The following is a 19,718-nucleotide window of genomic DNA, read 5'->3' as shown; positions in this document are numbered from 1 at the left end:
TTATGAAAACAGCATTGGTATCTGGATTTGCTCGTTCATTTATATCCGGTTGGCCCATCGCAGATGCAACAATTACAGTTCTTGAAAATGAGCAATTAGCATTAAAAACTGACTCTTCAGGAAGATTTGGCCCCTTTGAATGGCCGGTTGGAGAGCCGATCACCTTAGTTTTTGAGAAACCTGGATCTTTTTGGACTGGATATAAAACCATACAAACAGCAACTCTAATCGTTCCCCCCGAAGGAATAAATAATGAGAATTTTTTAAAAAATATTTCCTTCCAAGTGCCTTCAAACATGGCTTATCAATTCCTATCTTACGCGATGTGGAAAACTGAAGATCCGCACGCATGCCAAATCGCTGCAACAGTTACCCCACCCAATACCACGATGGATGATATCCCGCAAGGAGTGGAAGGAGTAACCGTTACTCTAACGCCAAAAGTTAATGCAGAAACCTTTTATTTTGGTATTTTTCCTATAGTTCACAAAACAAATCCATTTATTCACAAATTGAAATCGACTTCACTAGATGGCGGAGTTGCTTTCATCAATGTCCCACCCGGTGATTACGTAATGGAAGCCAAAAAGGACAATATTCCTTTTTCTAAAGTAGCAATCAAAGCACGTAAAGGAATGATTGTGAATGCAAGCCCGCCATACGGTCCCACAATGCTTCAAGAACCTAAGGAAGAAGTAGAAAAAAAATCAAATCATTTTGTTTTTTTTAAACCTGCATTGGCTCTAGGATTAACTACGGTGAGTGCACTTGCGGCAACTACGGGGCTCAGCAAGTCTGCACCATAAAAATCGCAATGAAGTACACTATAATGTAATTATTCACAATCCAGCAGAACCCTTGGATTTAATGAATCTTATAGATTAGGGAAAAACAGAAATGAACAAGACTGCAATAACAATTGAAAAAACAGTGCGAAGAGTTTTTGATGAGATGTGGAACCAGCAAAAGGCAGCCTTAGCAGATGAGCTCTTTTCAGCAAAGACCTTAATTCATTTTAGTTACGATCAAGCGGCGAATTTGCAAGAATTTAAGGAAGCATTACTTCAATGGTTCCATGCTTTTCCAGATCTGATGCATTCCATTGATGATTTAATAGTGAGTGAAGATAAAGTTGTGGCTCGCTGGCACGGTCAGGGTACCCATAAAGCTGAATTTTCTGGAATTCCCGCCACAGGAAGCCCTGTATTTTATAGTGGCATTACTATTTTTCGCTTAGATACTAATCATCAAATTACTGAAGCTTGGGTGTATAGTGATTTAAACGAGATGATCATCCAAATGCAACAAGGTCAAAAATAACAGGCGTGATTATGGAAAAAGATTGGGAAAAGCGTTATGAGCGTGCAAAAAAATTTCTTCCACAAAATGTTGTGAGTTTGATAAAAAATCTCCAACCTGCAATTGCCTGGTCGCCGCAGGATAAATATATTTGTTATCGTCATGATACCACTGAAGGTTATGAGTATTTTATTTTTAATCTACAAACTAGGATTAAGGAACTCGCTTTTGATCATTCAGCCCTGGCAAAACAAATTGCGGAACTATTAAATCGAGAAGTACAAGCTGTTGCCTTGCCAATCAACCAAATCGAATGTGTCGAGGAACACATTTTGTACTTGCACATTGAGCAATTTATTTTTAAATATGAACGAACAACGCAGGTGCTCTCGCAGATTTCCCAGGCAGAAAAACCGGCGGCGATGCCTCGATGTCCCACAATCATGGAGCTATGGGGACTTTTACCCACTCTCATTGTTCCTAGAGTTCGCTCACCCGATGCATGTTGGGATTTATACTGTAAACAGCATAATCTATTTCTTTTTTCATTTAAGGAAAATAAAGAATATCAACTTACGACCGAAGGTACTGCAACGAATGCTTATGGAGTTTCCCCGGATACTAATTTAAGTTCACTTACCTTGCGTCGTATGCAAACCGAACTCCCTCCTATGGCTATTTGGTCTCCTGATTCAAAAAAAATTGTAAGCTTCCAATGCAAACAAGGACATGTAAAAAAATTGGCATTATTACAACATGTGCCTGAAGATGGTTCTTTTCGCCCTCAAGTACATGAGGCACATATTCCTTTTTTAGGTGATGAATTCATTCCGGAAATTAAATTATGTTGGATTGATGTCCAGGAAAAAAAGGTAAATGAAATTGACATGCCTCCCCTGATGCCAGCCTTGGTGGGTTCTCCAATCGAAGCAGGCTATGTCTGGTGGAGTGCGGATAGTACAAAAATCTTTTTTTTAAAAGAAGAGCGAGGTAATCATCAACTTTCTTTATGTGAATTCAATGTGGGCTCCCAAAAGTTGCGCGTTATTTTTACCGAAAAAGCCAAAGAGTATGTCGAGCCTAGTCAATTAATTTTGTGGCAGAATTACACGCGAATTCTGGAGCCGTCGAATGAGTTTATTTGGTTATCCACTCATCAAGGTTGGGCGCATCTTTATTTACACGATTTACGAACGGGAGAAATAAAAAATCCGATCACGCAAGGTACCTGGACGGTTCGTAAAGTGTTCCATGTTGATGAGAAACATCGATGGGTTTATTTTTTGGGTAATGGAAAAGAGCCTGGAAGTGATCCCTACTTCCGTTATTTATATCGTGCTCGTTTGGATGGAAGTGAGGTGCAATTGATGACACCTGAAACTGCAGACCATTCGATTGTTTTCTCACCTACTCAAGAATATTTTGTTGATTATTATTCTTCTATGGAGTCCCTACCAATCACAAAATTACGCGATAAAAATGGCCAAGAAATCGATACATTAGAAAAGGCTGATTTTTCACAGCTTTTTTCCTTAGGATATAAACACCCTGAGCCTTTTTGTCTAAAAGGCGCGGATGGAGAAACCGATATTCATGGTCTTATTTATTTCCCTACTGATTTTGATCCGAAGAACACCTATCCTATAATTGATGATATTTATCCAGGACCGCAATTAACGCGAGTTCCTAAAACATATTGTTATGATCCTCCTGAATATTTTTATGGCTGTTGGTGGCCACAAAGCATAGCAGAATTAGGTTTTATCGTGGTCAACATCGATGGCCGAGGAACGCCCTTGCGTTCAAAAAAATTCCATGAATATTCCTATCAACATTTAGAAACTGCAGGAGGATTAGAAGATCATGTTGCAGTTATTAAATGCCTCGCAAAGCATTGCTCTTATATTGATCTAAATCGAGTAGGTATTTTAGGTCAATCAGCAGGGGGATATGCGGCGACTCGAGCGTTATTGGATTATCCTGATTTTTATCGCGTGGGAGTCTGTGTTTCCGGATTACAGGATTTACGGAGTTATTTAGCATTTTGGGGGGAGCGATATCATGGCCTTCCGCACGATGTAGACTATACCTTGCAATCAAATTATTCCCTTGCGGACCAACTTAAAGGTAAATTATTTCTGATCCATGGTGATTTAGATGATAATGTTCATCCCTCCAATATGCTGCAATTTGTTGATGCATTGATTAAGGCAGATAAAAATTTTGATATGTTATTAGTTCCTAATGCAAACCATGGTTTGTATTTTATGCACCCTTATGTTTGGCGTAGAATTTGGGATTATTTTGTGGAGCATTTAAAAAGCTAACTACGGTATCACTTTCGGATTACCACTGCGCGTTCAAGGTAATTCTTGAAGAAAGAGTAGTCCGCTGCCATAATAAATTTAACGCTCTAGCAGTATTTTAAGAAAAGGATTCCTTATGGCTACTGTAGGTACTTATCTCGCACAACGCCTCCATGAATTAGGTATGACTGATTATTTCGCTATTCCTGGTGACTATAATTTGGGCTTATTGGATGAGCTATTAAAAAACGAATCACTAAAAATGATCAACTGTTGTAATGAGTTGAATGCAGGTTATGCAGCGGATGGGTATGCACGTATAAAAGGTGTTTCAGCTCTGCTGGTTACCTTTAGTGTAGGGGGCTTAAGTGCGGTCAATGCTGTTGCTGGTGCTTATGCTGAGAATCTGCCCATTATCGTTATTTCAGGAGGGCCGAATACAAACTCCGTGCAAGATGCGGAAATTTTACATCATACTCTGGCCACCGAAAATTACAGCTATGTTCGCGAAATCTTTGCGAAAATTACCGCACATAGTGTGTTTATCCACAGACCCAGTGATGCGCCCATGCAAATTGATACCGCGCTGGCGATTGCACTTGCAAAGAAAAAACCCGTATATATTGAAATCGCTTGTAATATTGCAGGGCTTAGTGTTTCGCCACCCACGCAACGGGCACTGAATGTGAAACGATTTAGCGATACTTCATCCCTTGCTGCTGCAATTGAAGATGCGGCTGCTAAACTCAACGCCGCGGTGAAACCTGTACTTATCGCCGGCAGTAAATCTCGTCCTTGCGAAGCAACAGCGATGATCGAAGCTTTAAGTCAATCCTGTGGTTATGCCTTAGCGGCAATGCCTGATGCTAAAGGTTTTGTTTCAGAACAGCATCCCAATTACATTGGTATTTATTGGGGGCCAGTGAGCTCACCGGGATGTGGAGAAATTGTAGAATCAAGTGACCTGTATTTCTTTATAGGACCTAATTTTAATGATTATACAACGGTAGGCCATGTATGTAATATCCAGCCAAAAAAGATTATTGTTATTGCAGATGGCAGTGTTTCAATCGCAGGAAAGGTCTATACCGATGTGTATATGAATGAGTTTTTATCCGGTTTAAAGGATCAATTAAAATTCAATGACGCCTCTCTTAAAGCATATAAACGAATCGCCGGTTCTCCCCCTTTATACAATGAACCTGATGATTTGAATTCACCACTAACCACTCGATTTCTATTTGGGCAAATTCAAAAGCTATTAAATAGCGATTATGGGGTGTTAGCAGAGACTGGCGACTCATGGTTTAATGGCATGCGGCTGAATCTACCCGAAGGCTGCCCATTCGAAATCCAAATGCAATACGGATCTATTGGGTGGTCTGTTGGTGCGCTTCTGGGCATGCAAGCAGCACTTCATAATAAAAAGCGCGTAATTGCTTTGATTGGCGATGGATCTTTTCAAATGAGTGCCCAAGAGCTCTCAACGATCATTCGTTATGGATATAAACCGATAATTTTTCTAATGAATAATGCTTCGTATACGATTGAAGTTCAAATTCATGATGGTCCCTATAATGTGATTAATAATTGGCGGTACGCAGATTTAGTAGAGGTATTTAATGGCGAGCAAGTAAACGCTCGTGCGTTTAGGGCCCCTACCCATCAAACGCTTCTTGATGCAATTGAAGAAACAAAAAAAACTGACGCTTTATGCTTTATTGAGGTCATTTTAGACAAAGATGATTGCAATAAAAATTTGTTGGAGTGGGGAGCCCGGGTTGCAACTTACAATAGCCGAGCACCAAGAACCCATTAATAATCTGCGCTGGGAAGAGCAGTGGAACCTGGTTTAGCACCCATTTCTCTCGGTTCCACGGTGCAGGCCAAGGCTAAGATTTGCTCCATTTGGTAAATTCATGCAAATTCTGACCTTTTCAACTCATATGCTCACTTTAGTGGAGAGGTCTATACTTATATTTATAGTGAAACTTTAGAAAGGACTTATATGAAAAACTATTTGAATCCCCAGCCACATGCAGTCGAACGAGTCAATAAAGTTCGAAATGAACCGCGTGGCATGCCTGTTCCTAAGCATAAAAAAGTAGCGGAAGATTTGTCGAAAAAATCAGACACAGAAATTTTTTCAACCGAGTCTGAAGAGCAAGCATGGAAAGAGTCCCTTAAAAAGGATAAAAACCCCTAGCTTTTCGGTAAGGAACTATAAGTGATTCACTTAGTACAGGTTTTGTTGGCATTCCTGTTGGTTTTACTCAATGCATTTTTTGTTGCTGCCGAATTCGGTATGGTAAAACTTCGTGCTACTCGCGTCGAGGCAATCAAGGATAATTATGGTTTGCGAGGAACTATTTTAGTTCATATTCATAAACATCTTGATGCCTATTTATCTGCATGCCAGCTCGGAATCACTATCGCATCTCTTGGATTGGGATGGGTAGGTGAACCTGCTTTTGCTGAATTACTAAAGCCTGTTCTACTTTTTATTGGCATAGATTCCCCGCGATTAATTACAGTAATTGCTTTTTTTGTGGCGTTTTCATTTATTTCCTTTCTCCATATAGTGGTGGGAGAGTTAATGCCTAAATCCCTTGCAGTTCGTCAATCAGAACGAGTATCGGTATGGACGGCCCTTCCTTTATATGGCTTTTATTGGATAATGTATCCGGCTATATGGATACTTAATAACTGCTCTAATTTTCTTTTAAAAGTTTTTAAATTAGATGAAGTTCATCATACAGAATATTTTCATTCCACCGAGGAAATCAAATTGCTCTTGGGCGCCAGTCATTTACATGGTGAGCTTACTGAAGAAGAAGTCGAAATTATTGAACATACTCTTGATTTAGCCGACCTTAAGGTCACTGAAGTTATGCGATCTAGTGAAGAAATGATTATGATTAACCTAAATAAGCCCATACAACACATTATCGATGTGATCATGCAGCATCGTTACAGTCGATATCCGGTTTATGATCCAGATAAAAAAGAGGTGATCGGTATTATTCATGTAAAAGATTTACTGCCCATTTTCTATCAGCATGGCGAAATCAAAGAGTTGCACTCACTACTTAGACCCGTTATTAAAATATCCCGTCGTGTACCTGCTTTAGATTTATTAAACAAATTTCGTGAAGGAATGTCTCATTTTGCTGTGGTGTACAGCGGCAAAGGAAGCATTCTGGGCTTTGTCACTCTTGATAATTTGCTTCAAGTAATGCTTGGCCGTATTAAAGATGAATTTCATCGTACTAAAGTGGATTGGGTCTTAAATGAGGATGGAAGCATCTCTGCTTCAGGGAATTGTTCGATTTATTTTTTAGAACAAGCAATTAATCAAGAGATTGATGTAGAAGATGAAATTGATATTTTAAATGGATTATTCCTTCATCGACTAGGGTACTTACCTAAAGAAGGGGAAAGCATTGAATTCCCAGAATTTAATGCCAAAATTGAAAAAGCAACGCCTTCAAAAATTATTAAAGTACGGATTTACCCCAAAGGTTTTGTTCATCGCGAAGGGAATTTAAAATAATGGACCTAAATTCGATAGACTATTTTATCGTCAAATTGATTGGGATAAAATTTCTAACGATTTTAGAATTTGTTCTGGTGTATGAGTAGCGGTAATAAAAAATCGTAATCGAGCTGAATTTTCAGGAACTGCAGGATATATAATGGGTTTAACATTCAATCCTTGTTGAAAACATTGTTTTGAGGTAGTGATGCATTTTTTCGAGTCTCCCAAAATAATGGGTAAAATTGGTGTACTCTCATTTAATCCTATATCGAAACCATATTGAATTGCGGTCTCTCTTGCCAACTGACTCAACTCATTTAATCGCTTAATTCGCTCGGGTTCTCTTTCCATGATTTTTATTGAGGCTAAAGAAGCAGCGGTATTGGCTGGAGGTAATCCTACGGTAAATACAAACCCAGGACAGGTATATTTTAAGTATTCAATTAACTCTTTTTTACCTGCAATATAGCCCCCACAACTTGCAAAAGATTTACTTAAAGTTCCCATCCATATTTCTACATCCGTGGAATTAATGCCATAATGCTCACTAATACCCTTGCCGGTTTTTCCAAGAACGCCCATGGAATGCGCTTCGTCTACCATGAGCCAGGCACCATGACGGTTTTTTATGCTAATGAGTTCGTTGAGTTTCGCGATATCACCATCCATGCTATAAACACCTTCGACAACAATTAAAACTCTTTTATAAAAATCCCGATCTTTAGTTAAAATAGTATCAATAGCCTGCCAATCGTTGTGCGGAAAAGCAATGCGTGTGGCTCGAGAATAAACTGCACCTAAGACCAGACTGTTATGGGCCAGTTCATCATGCAATATTAAATCATCCGGTCCATAGAGATGAGCAATGGTCATAACATTGGTAGCATGGCCACTCGTAAATACGATTGCATCTTCAACTCCCAACAGCTTCGCTAATTCAGCCTCCAATTCTTGATGAATTACTTTTTGTCCAGAGACAAGCCGGCTTGCAGAAACAGAGGTACCATAAGTTTTAATTGCTTCACAGCTTGCTGCAATAACCTCTGGATGAGAGGCCAGACCCAAATAGTTATAAGAGGTAAAATTAATGTATTCTTTTCCATTAATAATGCATGTACTATTGGAAACTCCTTGTTGTGCATCAAAAAAAATAGTATTACCGAGGTTTGCTTGTAACTTCTTCAGCTGCAGATAAGGGGGGTATGCTTTAAACTCGGTATAATTCCCATTAATTTTTTCTATGCTCTTGAGTTTGGTATCAAAAAAACTGCTCAAATCGGGTTTTGCTTGTTCATTAATGCATTCTAGTAAATAGCCGGCAAGCTCTCTAATATTTTCGAAATTAATGATTAAATCATTGTCGACTGTAATTTGTAAGCCATCTTCAATATTGGCAATGAATTGTTGGACGTGCAAAGAATCAAACCCAAAATTGATTAAAGCGGATGTTGTATCAATATTTTCTTTAGGTTGATTTAAAATGTTTGCAATACTACTTTGTAAATAATCTTCGATTTTGCAAACGGTAAGGTGTTCTTTACTTATCATAGTCTTTAGTTCCAGATTGCCATACAAAAAGGGGGGTTAACTCATTATCAGTCACTAATTTTTTAATGATGTTTCTTCTCAATTTACCACTAGTAGTTTTAGGAATTTTTTTAGGAGGTAATAAGGCAATGAACTGAGGGCTTAAGCCAAAGCTTGAACTAATATTTGATTTTATTGTGTTGACAATGTCTTCAAGTTCATTATTAGGGAACAGTTGTCTGACTTCGGCTACAATAGCCAATTGCTCCGAATTATCCATGTTAACAGAAAATGCAGCGATACAACCCGTTTTCAAACGTGAATCTGAAGATCCAAGGTGTATTTCAATGTCATAGGGATAGTGATTCTTACCATTGATTATAATAAGTTCTTTTATTCTTCCGGTAATAAATAAATTATCTTTATATAAAAATCCTAAGTCACCCGTTCTAAGGAATTTGGTAGTATCTGAATCGATATCTGCATGAAATGATTCCTTGGTTGCCTGCTCATTTTCCCAATAGCCTGAGGTAACACTCGGACCACACAACCAAATTTCTCCAATTTCACCTTCGGCACATCTTCTAAAAGGAGGTTTAGATACGATCACTACAGGGACCATGGGTTTACCACATCCCACAAGAACGCTTTGTGTATTATTATTCGCTTCATCAGCAAGCACTACCTTATTTTGATGTAAGGAATCCATTTCTATATTCAAAAATTGCGGATGCTCATGCCCATTTTTGTGGCCACTAACAAATACGGTTGACTCAGCCAACCCATAAATTGGATAAAAAGATTTTTTTTGAAATCCATATTGACTAAATTTGTTATAAAAATTATTTAAAGTTTTATGATTAATATATTCTGCTCCGTTGTATGCCACTCTCCATGAATCTAATTGAAAATTAGGTTCGATAAATTGTTCATTGATCCTTTTTTCGCAGATTTCATACGCAAAATTGGGCCCCCCACTGATATTGGCCTTAAAATCAGAAATGGCTTTTAACCATAGGTAAGGATGCTTAAGAAATGAAATAGGGGACATCATAAAAATGCTAAAGTCTGTATATACAGGGAACAATAAATTGCCGATTAATCCCATATCATGATATGGGGGTAACCAGGAAACCATCCGTTCTTTGCTTGTTTTTCCTATAGTTTCATAAACTAAGCTCAAATTATCCAATAGGTTTCCATGTCGTACGATGACACCTTTAGGCAAAGCGGTTGAGCCCGAGGTATACTGTAAATAACACATATCGGAACCTTTAAATGATAAAGGTTTATATAAATCAGCCATTGCAATGGTAGCCTTATTGATGTCAACCCAGCGGAAATTTTGAAAATCCCATTCCATTAGATGGTCTATTTTTGTAGAAAATTTACTCACAAATTTTTGAATTAAAGGAATAGAGGCAAGATTTTTTATAAATCCCAATTTTTTAATTTTTTGGGTTATTTCTGTGTTGGATAGGATAATAGATGGTTTCGAGTTGTTAATAATTGCTTGTAATTTTTCAACAGTACTTTTATCAAATGGAGGGTATGCGGGTACTGCAAGTACACCAGAAAATAAGCAAGCCCATAAAGTGACTATATAATCAATGCCGGGCGTAAAGATCAACAACACACGGTCTCCAGGTTTAGCATATTGTTGAATCAATGCCGCTATAGAATAAATTTTTTGTTGAAGTTCCCCGTAAGTATATTGTTCACTGTTTTCAAACAGCCCCGTTGTTGAAAAGTAATATAAGGGAGCTGATGGGTTTGCGAAAGCCCGTTCTTTGAACAGCTCAACCATATTTTCGATTTTTTTCCTTGCGTTCATTTCACAACCAAATAGTTACAAATACAAAATACAACTCATCTCTATCATTGTTTTCTCATATTTTATGAGTGTAGTCGTTTTTTATAAATGTTCAAAAAATAGTCAGATTTTGATGGTTTTTTTGATAGAAGGAGGGCACCAAACTATTGAGTCCAGGAATTGGAGTACCTCGTATGATCGGAGATTTGTGTATAAATATCGCTCTATTTGGTTGAATTGTGGAAATTCATTACCTATATTTATAAAAAACCACTCTGGAGTGACTTAACAGTCTTCTATAAAAAGTAGTTATGAATCAGACCGAATTGCATTTGTATCGTGGTTTAACCAGTTCGGAAAAGCGATACAGTAGAGCCATCATTGGGATCCCTTTATTAGTGACCCTCTATAGTATTATTTCAGGGATGTTATTTAATATCAGTATGGGTACATTAGTATTATTTTTGATTTGTTACAGTTGTACTGTTTTAGGAATTACGATCGGTTTTCACCGTTTGTTAACGCATCATTCATTCAAAACAAAGCGATGGGTGAAGATTGTGTTTGCTTGTTTTGGTTGCATGGCTTATGAAGGTCCTCCATTCTTTTGGATAGCCGCTCACCGAAGACATCATAAATATACAGAAACGCAGTTTGATCCGCATTCACCTCTTTCGACAAAGAAAGGGTGGCTATATGGTTTTTATCACGCCCATATGGGATGGATGGTGGACCACACCCTAGAGAACTGGCGATATTATTTAGGCGATTTGCTTCGCGATCGCGATTTATTGTTTATAAACAAACACTATGGCCTTATTGCCCTGAGTGGGATAATTGTTCCCGGAATTATCAATGGATTGTTGTACATGAATTGGTATTCGTTCTGGGAAGGGGTTATTGTTTGTGGATTTGTCAGAATCTGTTTCCAACAGCATGTTACCTGGTCCATTAATTCAGTTTGTCACATTTGGGGAAGAAAAGATTTTAAAACGCAGGACAACAGTAAAAATAATTGGCTTTTGGCGATTCTTGCTTATGGCGAGGGTTGGCATAATGGACATCATGCTTTTCCAAGCTCCGCCAGACATGGGCTAAAAAAATGGCAGATAGATCTATCTTATATATTAATATATTTACTCTCATGTATTGGCCTAGTTCAAGAAATCAAGTTGCCTACCGAAGACCAACTAAAACAAAAATCAATTAAATAAGGATCTTTGAGTTCTATTGAATTAAGAAAAACTATTAGTCTTCACCATTATGAGCATCCACAATGAGGTCTGGATCAATTGGGGGACCAGAAATTTTTCTTGTTTCACTAGCCCATTCACCCAAGTCAATAAGCTTACATCGATGTGAGCAAAAAGGTTTGAACTGGTTATCCGGACGCCAGGTATTTTGTTTCCCACAAATAGGACAAGTGATTTTATCGATGTTCATGATCTTCAATCTTTACAAAAGAGGTTTAATATAAATTTTGATTTTAGCATAAACAGATCATTATGGGCTTCTCCAAATTAATTCGTATTGCAAATTTATTTGTTTTAATGTGCTAAATTTATCATAATGCTGCTTTTTGAGTCTAAGGATCTTATGTCATCATTGCTTACTATCAATTTGCTAGAGGATTTAGTTCGTGCCGCTGAGTTGAATCAAGAAGGTAAGACAGCAGATTATATTCCTGAACTTGCTAATGTGGATGCAGATTTAACCGCGATTGCTGTCCAACCTTTGGGAGGGGATCCTCTTTCATACAGTAATAACCTTTTAAATCCGGTGACATTGCAAAGTACCTCTAAGATGATCCCTTTGATTGGGTTACTTGAAGAGTTTGGCGATGAACAGGTGTTCGAATGGGTTAAAGTTGAGCCCTCTGGGGATGATTTTGCTTCGATTACCCGCTTAGAACAATTTGGACCTAAACCCTCAAATCCAATGCTGAATGCAGGGGCAATTACTTTATGTTCTCAAATTCCAGGCAAGGGCGAGCAACAATTTGGATGGTTAGAACATTGGACGCAAAAATTATTTAATCAACGCCTGAGTATTAATCCTTTAGTTTTTGCTTCTGAAAAACGTACTGGTAATCGCAATCGTGCACTCGCTTATTTATTAAAGAGTAGGAATAACCTTAAAGCAGATGTTCATGAAACTTTGGATTTATATTTTGCCCTATGTTCCTATGAAGCTAAGTTAGAGCAGATGCTTTTTCTACCTACTCTATTAGCCAATGCAGGACGAAATCCTGACAACGGGGAGCAAATCATTTCCACCGAAACCGCTAAAATTACTTTGGCAATTATGGCAACGTGTGGACTCTATGATGAGACAGGAACCCATATGGTTAAAACCGGAATGCCGGCTAAAAGCGGGGTATCGGGCTATACCATTGCGGTTGTTCCTGGGAAAGCTGGGATTGTAGTATTAAGTCCACGAGTAAATGCTAAGGGCAACAGTATTCGTGGTGAAATCATGCTTGAAGGCTTGTCTAAAGCCATGAATTGGCATTTTGCCTTACCTTGATTTGACGTAACCTGGGCTTTCACGCAAATTCCTGGGTTACAGGGTGCATTTTCCGTGCTAAAGGCCAACAGAGTATTTTGCAAATCATCTGGAAAATGTAAACCGGAGTTTCCGGAGAGGTTAAGTTAATTATACTTGAAAACTCACATTAAGTTTCTATAATGCCAAAATGTTAATCATCTAATTAAATTATGTTTTTTTATTCCAAAATATATTTTCCGCGTTTTTTTCCAACAACCCTTGAAAAAGCAATTCAAGACAAGCTTGGTGACACCGATACTTTGAATTGGGAACGAACTCGATACAAAGCTTTATTGAACTTAAAGAAGCATGCTTCTCGCATGATATCAAGTCTTGAGGAGTTAAAAAAAGTTACCGAGGCTCAACAAATTGACTCGATGGATGAGCTCATTCAGGAGGTGATTAAAGAAGCAATATCCAATCCTTCCTTCGATGGAAGTCAGCATTCTAATGTATTGAACAATAAATTTTCATTATTAAAAGATGAGGTTGAAGAACATAAGAATCTAGAAAAGTGTTTTTCTGGATGCAACGTGTTCGCGAATTCAATTGTGACTTCGGCAGCTGCTCTGGGTGTTGTTTTATTTGGGGCTGCTGCAGTAACTGGACCCTTAGGTATTGCTCTTTTAGGAATAGGGATGGCCCTCTTGTCGACACTTGTTTTAACCATTGCTGCCTATAGTGTTTATGTAGATGCACGATTTATAGGGGATAAACAACTAAATGAGATTGATGCAGGTATAAATTTCTTAACTAGCTATCCTAATGTGGAGCTGATGCTTGAAAAGGACGTACCCAGCAACACCCTATGTGGTATTTAAAGTCACAAAGTACTCATATTTAAATAGATAAATTGCCCTGGTTGGAGACAACCAGGCGACATTGCTAGCTACAAACTCAATTTTTTCCTAGAGTAGATGATGGACTTACAGCTTGACTTTGTCCTATTTTGAATTGGTTTAATTCCTCTATCTCTTCCCGAGAAAGCATTCCTTCTGGGGAATAAGTGACTAAAGGATTAAGCGTATCAAACTCGGGATTGTACGGATAATAAGTGTTTTTGCCGCGAGATTGACTAAAGCTATGTAACTTTTCAGGCTCTTTATTTAATTCAAAAACAAGATTTAACGTAGGATCACATATCACTCGATCTTCATCTTTCCCCAGACTGACCACCACATGTCTATTGATGTTAACACCAAGGACAGTGAGATTCATTTCCTCAAGTTGTTCAGGATACATTTTTTGGATATAGTGAAAGGCCAAAGTGGCAAACTCCCCGCAATTGCCTATTTTTTTCTCTAAAACACAGAGTTCTAAACAATGCCTTCTAATTGATTGACCGCGTGTAGAGTCTTCCTCCACCCCTTTAAAGGCGCAAAAAGCCATCCATAACTCATCCGCTTGTTTCCGTATATCAGCTACTTCATTTGCAAGAGCTAATCTATCCAAATACTGTAAGTTATGGAAAATAGAGCTTTCATAATATCCGGAGCTTTTACGTTGGTTATACCGCTCTGCATATTTATTTTTCAGTTCTTCTTTTCTTACGGAGGTTAAATCGTTATCCAATAATGCAGCATTCTTCTTATAAAACTTAATCCGCGGTGTGGTCTCTCCTTGTTTTATATGTTCCCTAGCATAAGCGCAGGCTTCTTTCGCTATTTCTAATAGTTCCGAGGTTTTCATAGGAATAGCCATATCATTAATTTGAACACTATATAATATATATACTATTTGACCAAAATTGTACAAAGTGAAACATAACCGCTTCGAGTTGAGGAGATTTCCCTGTGAAGATTCCAACTCCATTTTGCTGTCACAGGGAGCCCCATCATTACTTAAGGCTTTGCAGAAGAATGGGATTCTTCTTTTAATTTTCCAAACAGTGCTTTATGGTCTGCCACGTACGTTTCGATAATATGAGATTTTAATTGATCAAGCCCAATCGCTTTTTTCGCAGAGGTTTCGATATAAACTGTAGAAAACGTTTCCGCAAATTCGGTGGCTTCATGTTTACTTACCAGACGCTCCGCCGTATCGCTTTTTAATCCCACGAATAAAAATCTGAAATGCGGATTATGTTCATTGTAGTGAAAAACATCCTGAGACCAGAATTTTAAATTATTAAAACTCTCGCGAGAACTTATATCAAAGCAAAGAAGATGAATTTTATCCCCCAAATATTGCCTTCTATAATAAGCAGTTGCATTATGTGTCATTGGATAATCGCGTCCTTGAACCAAAGGGCTTTCATAACACAACAACAATGTTCCATATTTCTTATGATGCTGAATCTGACTTTTCTCAATCTGTATGATATTCGAATCAATGAATTCGTTTTCGGTGAGTTGACAGATCAGGCTTCTAATACCAATTCCTGTATCGCCAATCAAATTAATCATAATTCTGGGGACATTTTTTTCAAAAAAGGTTTTATAATTTGCCCGGGTAATCTCGGTCATCTTTCTAAAAAACTGCCCCGTTTCTGAAAGTCTGCATACGTCATGTGGGTTGAGAAAAGAAGTCATATAGGCTGATATTTCCCGAGGTAATTTAGCAAAACTACCCGCTCTTATAGTAATTAATTGGTTTTGCATTTCTTGAGGTAATTCACGTTCCATGGATTTTTGTTGTTGTTGCATTGCTACAGCTAATTCAGCAATATATTTTTTTACTCCATCTTTAAATTGTTTGATAGCAGGAAAACCTGTAAAAGTTGAGGTAAATTGAGTTAATAAAGATTTTTCTTGAGACTGAAGTGCGCTAAAGGTTTTAGCAAGAAGCATACTATATTGTTTTTTGAGAGCTGTTTGGGATGAAGAAGGGCAGCTCAGATCAATGAGTTCAGTGAGTAGTTGCTCTACTCGCATCCCTAGCTCAGCGCCCAGAGAATTAAATGCTGATTTGTCGTCTTTTTTTTGTTTTAGCTCATGGAGCATCTCCTGTACCTTGCTCACACGTTCCGTATAGTGCTCCAGAGCCAGTTTAATTTTGAATAATTGACTCACCCCATGAAACTGATTAATGCCTTGTAGGTCAAATCGTTTTAAATAGTCATACGATTGTGCTAATCGCACATAAACAGCTTGAATAAGATTAATTTGTTCTTGAAAGTAGGATATGCGTGAGTTCATATTTTTTTCTAAATACCTAATAAATTAATTGTTGGCTTAAATATAATACATTTTGCGGCAGGGTCATAATGTAATTATCCACGCGAGTATTGTAAGCAGAGTCCAACTTGGTGATTGTTAGTGACAGAGCAATTCACCACAAAACAACCAAGTTTTGTGTTTTTATAAATTGTTGTACACTGTGTTTCTTATTGAGTGAGTGGTTAAATAAAATGCATGATAATTCTCGGGATTCAACAAATTACGATAAGAACTATGAAGAAAAGAAGTTGTCCGAAGCGATGGATGCCTCAGCAGAGCCATCCGAAGACGGAATAACAACCTCTCCAAACAGCTTGCAAGATATGATACTTGCTCGAGTGGCTCAAGATCCGTTCTTAAGTATTGAGTTAATTCGAAATAAAAGTTATGCGGATACTCATATCTCAGAAGTGCTGAAAAAAATTACTCCTTTTATCGGTCTCCTACCTGCAGAAGTAAAATGCGAGCTCCTTACTTTTCTCCCTATTCGGGATTGGATTTCATTATTTAAGGTAAGCAAAGAGTGGCAGAAATTAGGAGTATCTGCGGCAGAACTCTTTCTTAATGATGTTGCGCGTGACAAACCCACGGTAATTTCAATTGAGAAATTTGAGGCAATGTTGAACAGTTTGATAAAGAATGTTGAGAGTTACTCCCAAAAAACTCGAAGGCGGCCAGATCAGGTGGAGGAGATAAAGAATTTAAAGAAAGAAGTTAGTTCCTTGAAATTGCCGCTTGCAAAATTATTTCGATGCGAAAAAAGATTGGAAGAAGTTCAAAGAGCTATAGCGCGTGAGTATGGGACCAGTACGATGGTTTCTTTTTTTTCGGGTCCACAAAACAGCCAATTGCATCAAATTCTTGAATCAACTCGCAGGGAAATCCAAAAATTTACCCAATCATCCTGGTTTAAACAAGTCCAGTTTTGTGTGAACCTGTGTCCTCATCATGTGATTGCTCATCAGTTCTCTGATGCTTTTTTAGAAATCAATAACTTGCAAAATGATTTTAAAGTACCGTTACTTTCCGCTGCATTTAGGAATTCATGAGTATGGGTGCGCCTTATATTTTCGAAGGTAATTAGACATTTACGTGTTGAAAAAAGAATATCCTCTGAGTTGTTACAAAGTGGCTCACTTTTATTTAAACATAAAAAATGTTGTGATTTGACTGTGTAAACAAGTTCTCGTTTGTAATGGGTTGACATAAAATTAAAGTAGATCTTTCACAATAGTTAATATATTTTGGGGGCTTCTAGCAATATGGGTTGGATTATAACGGGTTAGCAATGATTCTGAATTAAATCCCCAGGTGACCGCTATGGATAGAATATGACATTTTTTAGCCGCTTCAATGTCTCGTGTTTCATCTCCTATATAAAAAGTATCCTGTAAGTTCATGGTGTACGATTTAATTGCTTTTTTTAATAAATATCGTTTACCAAAATAACTTGATTCTGCGTGAATAAAATTAAATATATTCTGCATTTGATGTTGTTCAAGCCAGGTTGAGACATTTGCTAATGAATTTGAGGTTACAATCCCTAAGATACAATCTAAATTTTTTAATTCAGTAAGTACTTCAGGTAGATCGATAAACGTAGACAAGATAGGAATTTCCTTTTTCATATGCTCTCTAGCTCGATGCATTATATGAGGTAGTTTATAAAATGGAATTTTTAGATAATGGATGAGTTCTTTGGAGGTCAGATTCCTTAATGTTTCTAATTCTGAGGGATCGATTTTGCGTAGATTAAGCTCATCAGCCAAGAGCGTTAATTTTTCAATGGCAACGGGAAAACTATCCGCTAATGTTCCATCAAAATCAAAGATTAAATTAAATTTCCTATTGTCCATTTTCTTCTCTTTTGCGATAACGCACTTGAGTAATAAATACAGCACTTAATATAGAGTATGCTCGAACTTTTTGAAATGTACGAGTAGGTTTAAACAAATCGTTTTTGTTTATTCAAAAATAGGCCAACAAGAAATTATCATCCATAAATCCGGCGAACTATTTGAGGTCTAACACCGGTTGGGGTATTTGCTCACGCAACAGGTGATTGATTTTTTATCTATTTGTTGTTATAATAGGCATTCGTTGTTGAGTCCAGATCAGCTTTAGACTCGATCTCGTATTACAAATAAGAATAAATCAAAAAAGAAATTCGTTTGTCCATGGAGTACATCATGTGGTTCACTTTCGCTCTCTTTGCCGCTATCTTATGGGGATTTAATTACGCATTAGCGGAAAAAATATTAAATAGCATTTCACCGATCACCTTATTGGCATTGGAAATGACCATTGGAGCGATATTGTTTACAGTAATTTCTTTTTTTACAACGATGAAAAGAGACATTCAAATACTAACAACAGACTCAGGTCTTCTTTTGTTAACTGGAGCTGAGATTGCAATTGTTCTCATCGCCAGTTATTTTATTGCGACCTCCATTACACTTAAAAACGCTACAATTGCGGGAATCGTTGAATTAACCTACCCTATATTTACCATTATTTTTACTTGGTTTTTATTTAATCAAGTTCATGTGAATTTTTCCGTCATTCTTGGAGGTTTTTTAATTTTTATCGGGGTCTTGGTGATAGGTTTTGCATAAACTTATGCTGCATCCTTTGAGATTCGCTTACTTGTGATTTGACAATCAAAATAGCTCTCTCCGGGTTCTTTGTGGCAATGAGGTTTCCCTGTGAAATAAATTGCAAAAGTTAGTAAAAAAATGTTGTGCTATAGTCATTGATTGAGGTAAATGCAGTTGGGTCTCAGCGCGAATGGCACTAATATCTTCTGGTTGTAGATGACGAAGCAAATGCTCTAAATAGTCGGGATGCTCTAGCCAGCGCTGAATCAGATGAGGATCGACTTCCAAATGAAATTGTATCCCTATGCTATTTTGATGATAACAAAAGGCTTGCACACATTGAGAGTTTTCTAAAAGAACTTCCACACCTGGAGCTGTCTCACTTGCAAATTGATGCCATTGAAAAACATGTATTGGCTGTGCAAAAGCTCCAAATAGATCATGTTCCCCACGTCTGTTGACACTTACCCATCCAAATTCAGGCCTTTCTAAGGCATAACAGTTCCCGCCCAGAGCTAAATTCAATAGTTGAGAGCCTAAACAAATCCCCAATATGGGTATTTCCTTAGCAATTGCTACTTGCAATAATTCTATTTCATGAGTTAAGTGCGGGTATAGATCAATCTCACTAGGATGCATCATTCCTCCCAGTACAACAATACCATGATAACAATTCATATCTAATCGTCGATGGGGTTCTTTAGCAAAATTGACATAGCGAATACGCAAATTCGTACTCTTTAAGGTATTAATAATTATACCTAAGGGTTCATAAGGAGAATGTTGTAAAACTAGAATGGGTGCCATCATCAAATTTTTTCAACACGTTATGTTAAGTATAGTCGGCTGATAACGATAATTTAAATTTTACCCAAAAGAATCGAGTTGTATGATAAATTCCTAGTTAAGCTCTCAAATATCCTTGATGCACAA

Annotated in this window: 18 protein-coding genes; 11 read left to right on the top strand and 7 right to left on the bottom strand. The window is 37.6% G+C overall.

The window, feature by feature from the left end:
* Window positions 1-2: 2 nt before the first annotated feature.
* From ACWTE2_RS05700 to ACWTE2_RS05675, 6 genes are all read left to right on the top strand, one after another.
* Window positions 3-806: a carboxypeptidase regulatory-like domain-containing protein gene (locus ACWTE2_RS05700; protein ID WP_454784551.1), complete on the top strand. Its 804-nt coding sequence runs from the start codon at window positions 3-5 to the stop codon at window positions 804-806.
* A gap of 91 nt (window positions 807-897) precedes the next feature.
* A complete protein-coding gene (locus ACWTE2_RS05695; protein ID WP_454784550.1) occupies window positions 898-1,320 on the top strand; it encodes an ester cyclase in 423 nt (140 codons plus the stop codon).
* 11 nt (window positions 1,321-1,331) lie between these two features.
* Complete coding sequence (locus ACWTE2_RS05690; protein ID WP_454784549.1) at window positions 1,332-3,626, top strand: S9 family peptidase; 2,295 nt, start codon at window positions 1,332-1,334, stop codon at window positions 3,624-3,626.
* A 115-nt stretch (window positions 3,627-3,741) separates the two neighbouring features.
* The gene (locus ACWTE2_RS05685; protein WP_454784548.1) at window positions 3,742-5,424 is read left to right on the top strand and encodes a thiamine pyrophosphate-binding protein; all 1,683 of its coding nucleotides are present in this window, start codon (window positions 3,742-3,744) and stop codon (window positions 5,422-5,424) included.
* Window positions 5,425-5,613: 189 nt separating this feature from the next.
* Complete coding sequence (locus tag ACWTE2_RS05680; RefSeq protein WP_454784547.1) at window positions 5,614-5,811, top strand: hypothetical protein; 198 nt, start codon at window positions 5,614-5,616, stop codon at window positions 5,809-5,811.
* Between the two features lie 21 nt (window positions 5,812-5,832).
* A complete protein-coding gene (locus tag ACWTE2_RS05675; RefSeq protein WP_454784546.1) occupies window positions 5,833-7,158 on the top strand; it encodes a hemolysin family protein in 1,326 nt (441 codons plus the stop codon).
* A 30-nt stretch (window positions 7,159-7,188) separates the two neighbouring features.
* Here the strand turns inward: ACWTE2_RS05675 and ACWTE2_RS05670 are convergent, their stop codons facing one another.
* Entirely contained in the window at window positions 7,189-8,691 is a 1,503-nt protein-coding gene (locus ACWTE2_RS05670) for an aminotransferase class I/II-fold pyridoxal phosphate-dependent enzyme (RefSeq protein ID WP_454784545.1), read from the bottom strand.
* A complete protein-coding gene (locus ACWTE2_RS05665; RefSeq protein WP_454784544.1) occupies window positions 8,681-10,504 on the bottom strand; it encodes a fatty acyl-AMP ligase in 1,824 nt (607 codons plus the stop codon). The genes ACWTE2_RS05670 and ACWTE2_RS05665 overlap by 11 nt, the downstream gene beginning before the upstream one ends.
* Before the next feature lie 290 nt (window positions 10,505-10,794).
* Here ACWTE2_RS05665 and ACWTE2_RS05660 point away from each other — a divergent pair, with 290 nt between their 5' ends.
* Window positions 10,795-11,697 carry an acyl-CoA desaturase gene (locus ACWTE2_RS05660; protein WP_454784543.1) on the top strand — a complete coding sequence of 301 codons (903 nt, stop codon included), beginning with the start codon at window positions 10,795-10,797 and terminating at the stop codon, window positions 11,695-11,697.
* 34 nt (window positions 11,698-11,731) lie between these two features.
* Here the strand turns inward: ACWTE2_RS05660 and ACWTE2_RS05655 are convergent, their stop codons facing one another.
* Window positions 11,732-11,929: a DNA gyrase inhibitor YacG gene (locus tag ACWTE2_RS05655; protein ID WP_454785014.1), complete on the bottom strand. Its 198-nt coding sequence runs from the start codon at window positions 11,927-11,929 to the stop codon at window positions 11,732-11,734.
* A gap of 150 nt (window positions 11,930-12,079) precedes the next feature.
* Here ACWTE2_RS05655 and glsA point away from each other — a divergent pair, with 150 nt between their 5' ends.
* Together glsA and ACWTE2_RS05645 are read left to right on the top strand one after the other, a co-directional pair.
* Complete coding sequence (gene glsA, locus ACWTE2_RS05650) at window positions 12,080-13,009, top strand: glutaminase A (protein WP_454784542.1); 930 nt, start codon at window positions 12,080-12,082, stop codon at window positions 13,007-13,009.
* Window positions 13,010-13,200: 191 nt separating this feature from the next.
* A complete protein-coding gene (locus ACWTE2_RS05645) occupies window positions 13,201-13,851 on the top strand; it encodes a hypothetical protein (RefSeq protein ID WP_454784541.1) in 651 nt (216 codons plus the stop codon).
* A 76-nt stretch (window positions 13,852-13,927) separates the two neighbouring features.
* On the opposite strand, the gene ACWTE2_RS05640 is transcribed toward ACWTE2_RS05645, so the two are convergent.
* A complete protein-coding gene (locus ACWTE2_RS05640) occupies window positions 13,928-14,719 on the bottom strand; it encodes a hypothetical protein (protein ID WP_454784540.1) in 792 nt (263 codons plus the stop codon).
* 152 nt (window positions 14,720-14,871) lie between these two features.
* Window positions 14,872-16,167 carry a hypothetical protein gene (locus ACWTE2_RS05635; RefSeq protein WP_454784539.1) on the bottom strand — a complete coding sequence of 432 codons (1,296 nt, stop codon included), beginning with the start codon at window positions 16,165-16,167 and terminating at the stop codon, window positions 14,872-14,874.
* A gap of 212 nt (window positions 16,168-16,379) precedes the next feature.
* Here ACWTE2_RS05635 and ACWTE2_RS05630 point away from each other — a divergent pair, with 212 nt between their 5' ends.
* Window positions 16,380-17,237, top strand: coding sequence for an F-box protein (locus tag ACWTE2_RS05630; RefSeq protein ID WP_454784538.1), 858 nt, complete (start codon window positions 16,380-16,382; stop codon window positions 17,235-17,237).
* Window positions 17,238-17,399: 162 nt separating this feature from the next.
* Here ACWTE2_RS05630 and ACWTE2_RS05625 read toward each other — a convergent pair whose 3' ends face one another.
* On the bottom strand, window positions 17,400-18,044 hold the full coding sequence (locus ACWTE2_RS05625; RefSeq protein ID WP_454784537.1) for an HAD hydrolase-like protein: 645 nt from the start codon (window positions 18,042-18,044) through the stop codon (window positions 17,400-17,402).
* Window positions 18,045-18,377: 333 nt separating this feature from the next.
* Here ACWTE2_RS05625 and ACWTE2_RS05620 point away from each other — a divergent pair, with 333 nt between their 5' ends.
* Complete coding sequence (locus ACWTE2_RS05620) at window positions 18,378-18,803, top strand: DMT family transporter (protein ID WP_454784536.1); 426 nt, start codon at window positions 18,378-18,380, stop codon at window positions 18,801-18,803.
* 45 nt (window positions 18,804-18,848) lie between these two features.
* On the opposite strand, the gene ACWTE2_RS05615 is transcribed toward ACWTE2_RS05620, so the two are convergent.
* The gene (locus tag ACWTE2_RS05615; protein ID WP_454784535.1) at window positions 18,849-19,595 is read right to left on the bottom strand and encodes a type 1 glutamine amidotransferase; all 747 of its coding nucleotides are present in this window, start codon (window positions 19,593-19,595) and stop codon (window positions 18,849-18,851) included.
* Window positions 19,596-19,718 lie beyond the last annotated feature (123 nt).

The organism is Legionella nigrisilvae (assembly GCF_977063395.2).
The sequence above is the reverse complement of the archived record's forward strand: the minus strand, read 5'-3'. Positions and strand labels throughout refer to the sequence as shown.

Excerpts from the sequence above, each read along its gene's own strand:
- ACWTE2_RS05665 (WP_454784544.1), bottom strand. The coding sequence starts at position 10,504 with ATGAACGCAAGGAAAAAAATCGAAAATATGGTTGAGCTGTTCAAAGAA.
- ACWTE2_RS05700 (WP_454784551.1), top strand. The coding sequence starts at position 3 with ATGAAAACAGCATTGGTATCTGGATTTGCTCGTTCATTTATATCCGGT.
- ACWTE2_RS05615 (WP_454784535.1), bottom strand. The coding sequence starts at position 19,595 with ATGATGGCACCCATTCTAGTTTTACAACATTCTCCTTATGAACCCTTA.
- ACWTE2_RS05695 (WP_454784550.1), top strand. The coding sequence starts at position 898 with ATGAACAAGACTGCAATAACAATTGAAAAAACAGTGCGAAGAGTTTTT.
- ACWTE2_RS05645 (WP_454784541.1), top strand. The coding sequence starts at position 13,201 with ATGTTTTTTTATTCCAAAATATATTTTCCGCGTTTTTTTCCAACAACC.
- glsA (WP_454784542.1), top strand. The coding sequence starts at position 12,080 with ATGTCATCATTGCTTACTATCAATTTGCTAGAGGATTTAGTTCGTGCC.
- ACWTE2_RS05690 (WP_454784549.1), top strand. The coding sequence starts at position 1,332 with ATGGAAAAAGATTGGGAAAAGCGTTATGAGCGTGCAAAAAAATTTCTT.
- ACWTE2_RS05685 (WP_454784548.1), top strand. The coding sequence starts at position 3,742 with ATGGCTACTGTAGGTACTTATCTCGCACAACGCCTCCATGAATTAGGT.
- ACWTE2_RS05620 (WP_454784536.1), top strand. The coding sequence starts at position 18,378 with ATGTGGTTCACTTTCGCTCTCTTTGCCGCTATCTTATGGGGATTTAAT.
- ACWTE2_RS05635 (WP_454784539.1), bottom strand. The coding sequence starts at position 16,167 with ATGAACTCACGCATATCCTACTTTCAAGAACAAATTAATCTTATTCAA.
- ACWTE2_RS05625 (WP_454784537.1), bottom strand. The coding sequence starts at position 18,044 with ATGGACAATAGGAAATTTAATTTAATCTTTGATTTTGATGGAACATTA.
- ACWTE2_RS05630 (WP_454784538.1), top strand. The coding sequence starts at position 16,380 with ATGCATGATAATTCTCGGGATTCAACAAATTACGATAAGAACTATGAA.
- ACWTE2_RS05670 (WP_454784545.1), bottom strand. The coding sequence starts at position 8,691 with ATGATAAGTAAAGAACACCTTACCGTTTGCAAAATCGAAGATTATTTA.
- ACWTE2_RS05660 (WP_454784543.1), top strand. The coding sequence starts at position 10,795 with ATGAATCAGACCGAATTGCATTTGTATCGTGGTTTAACCAGTTCGGAA.
- ACWTE2_RS05680 (WP_454784547.1), top strand. The coding sequence starts at position 5,614 with ATGAAAAACTATTTGAATCCCCAGCCACATGCAGTCGAACGAGTCAAT.
- ACWTE2_RS05640 (WP_454784540.1), bottom strand. The coding sequence starts at position 14,719 with ATGAAAACCTCGGAACTATTAGAAATAGCGAAAGAAGCCTGCGCTTAT.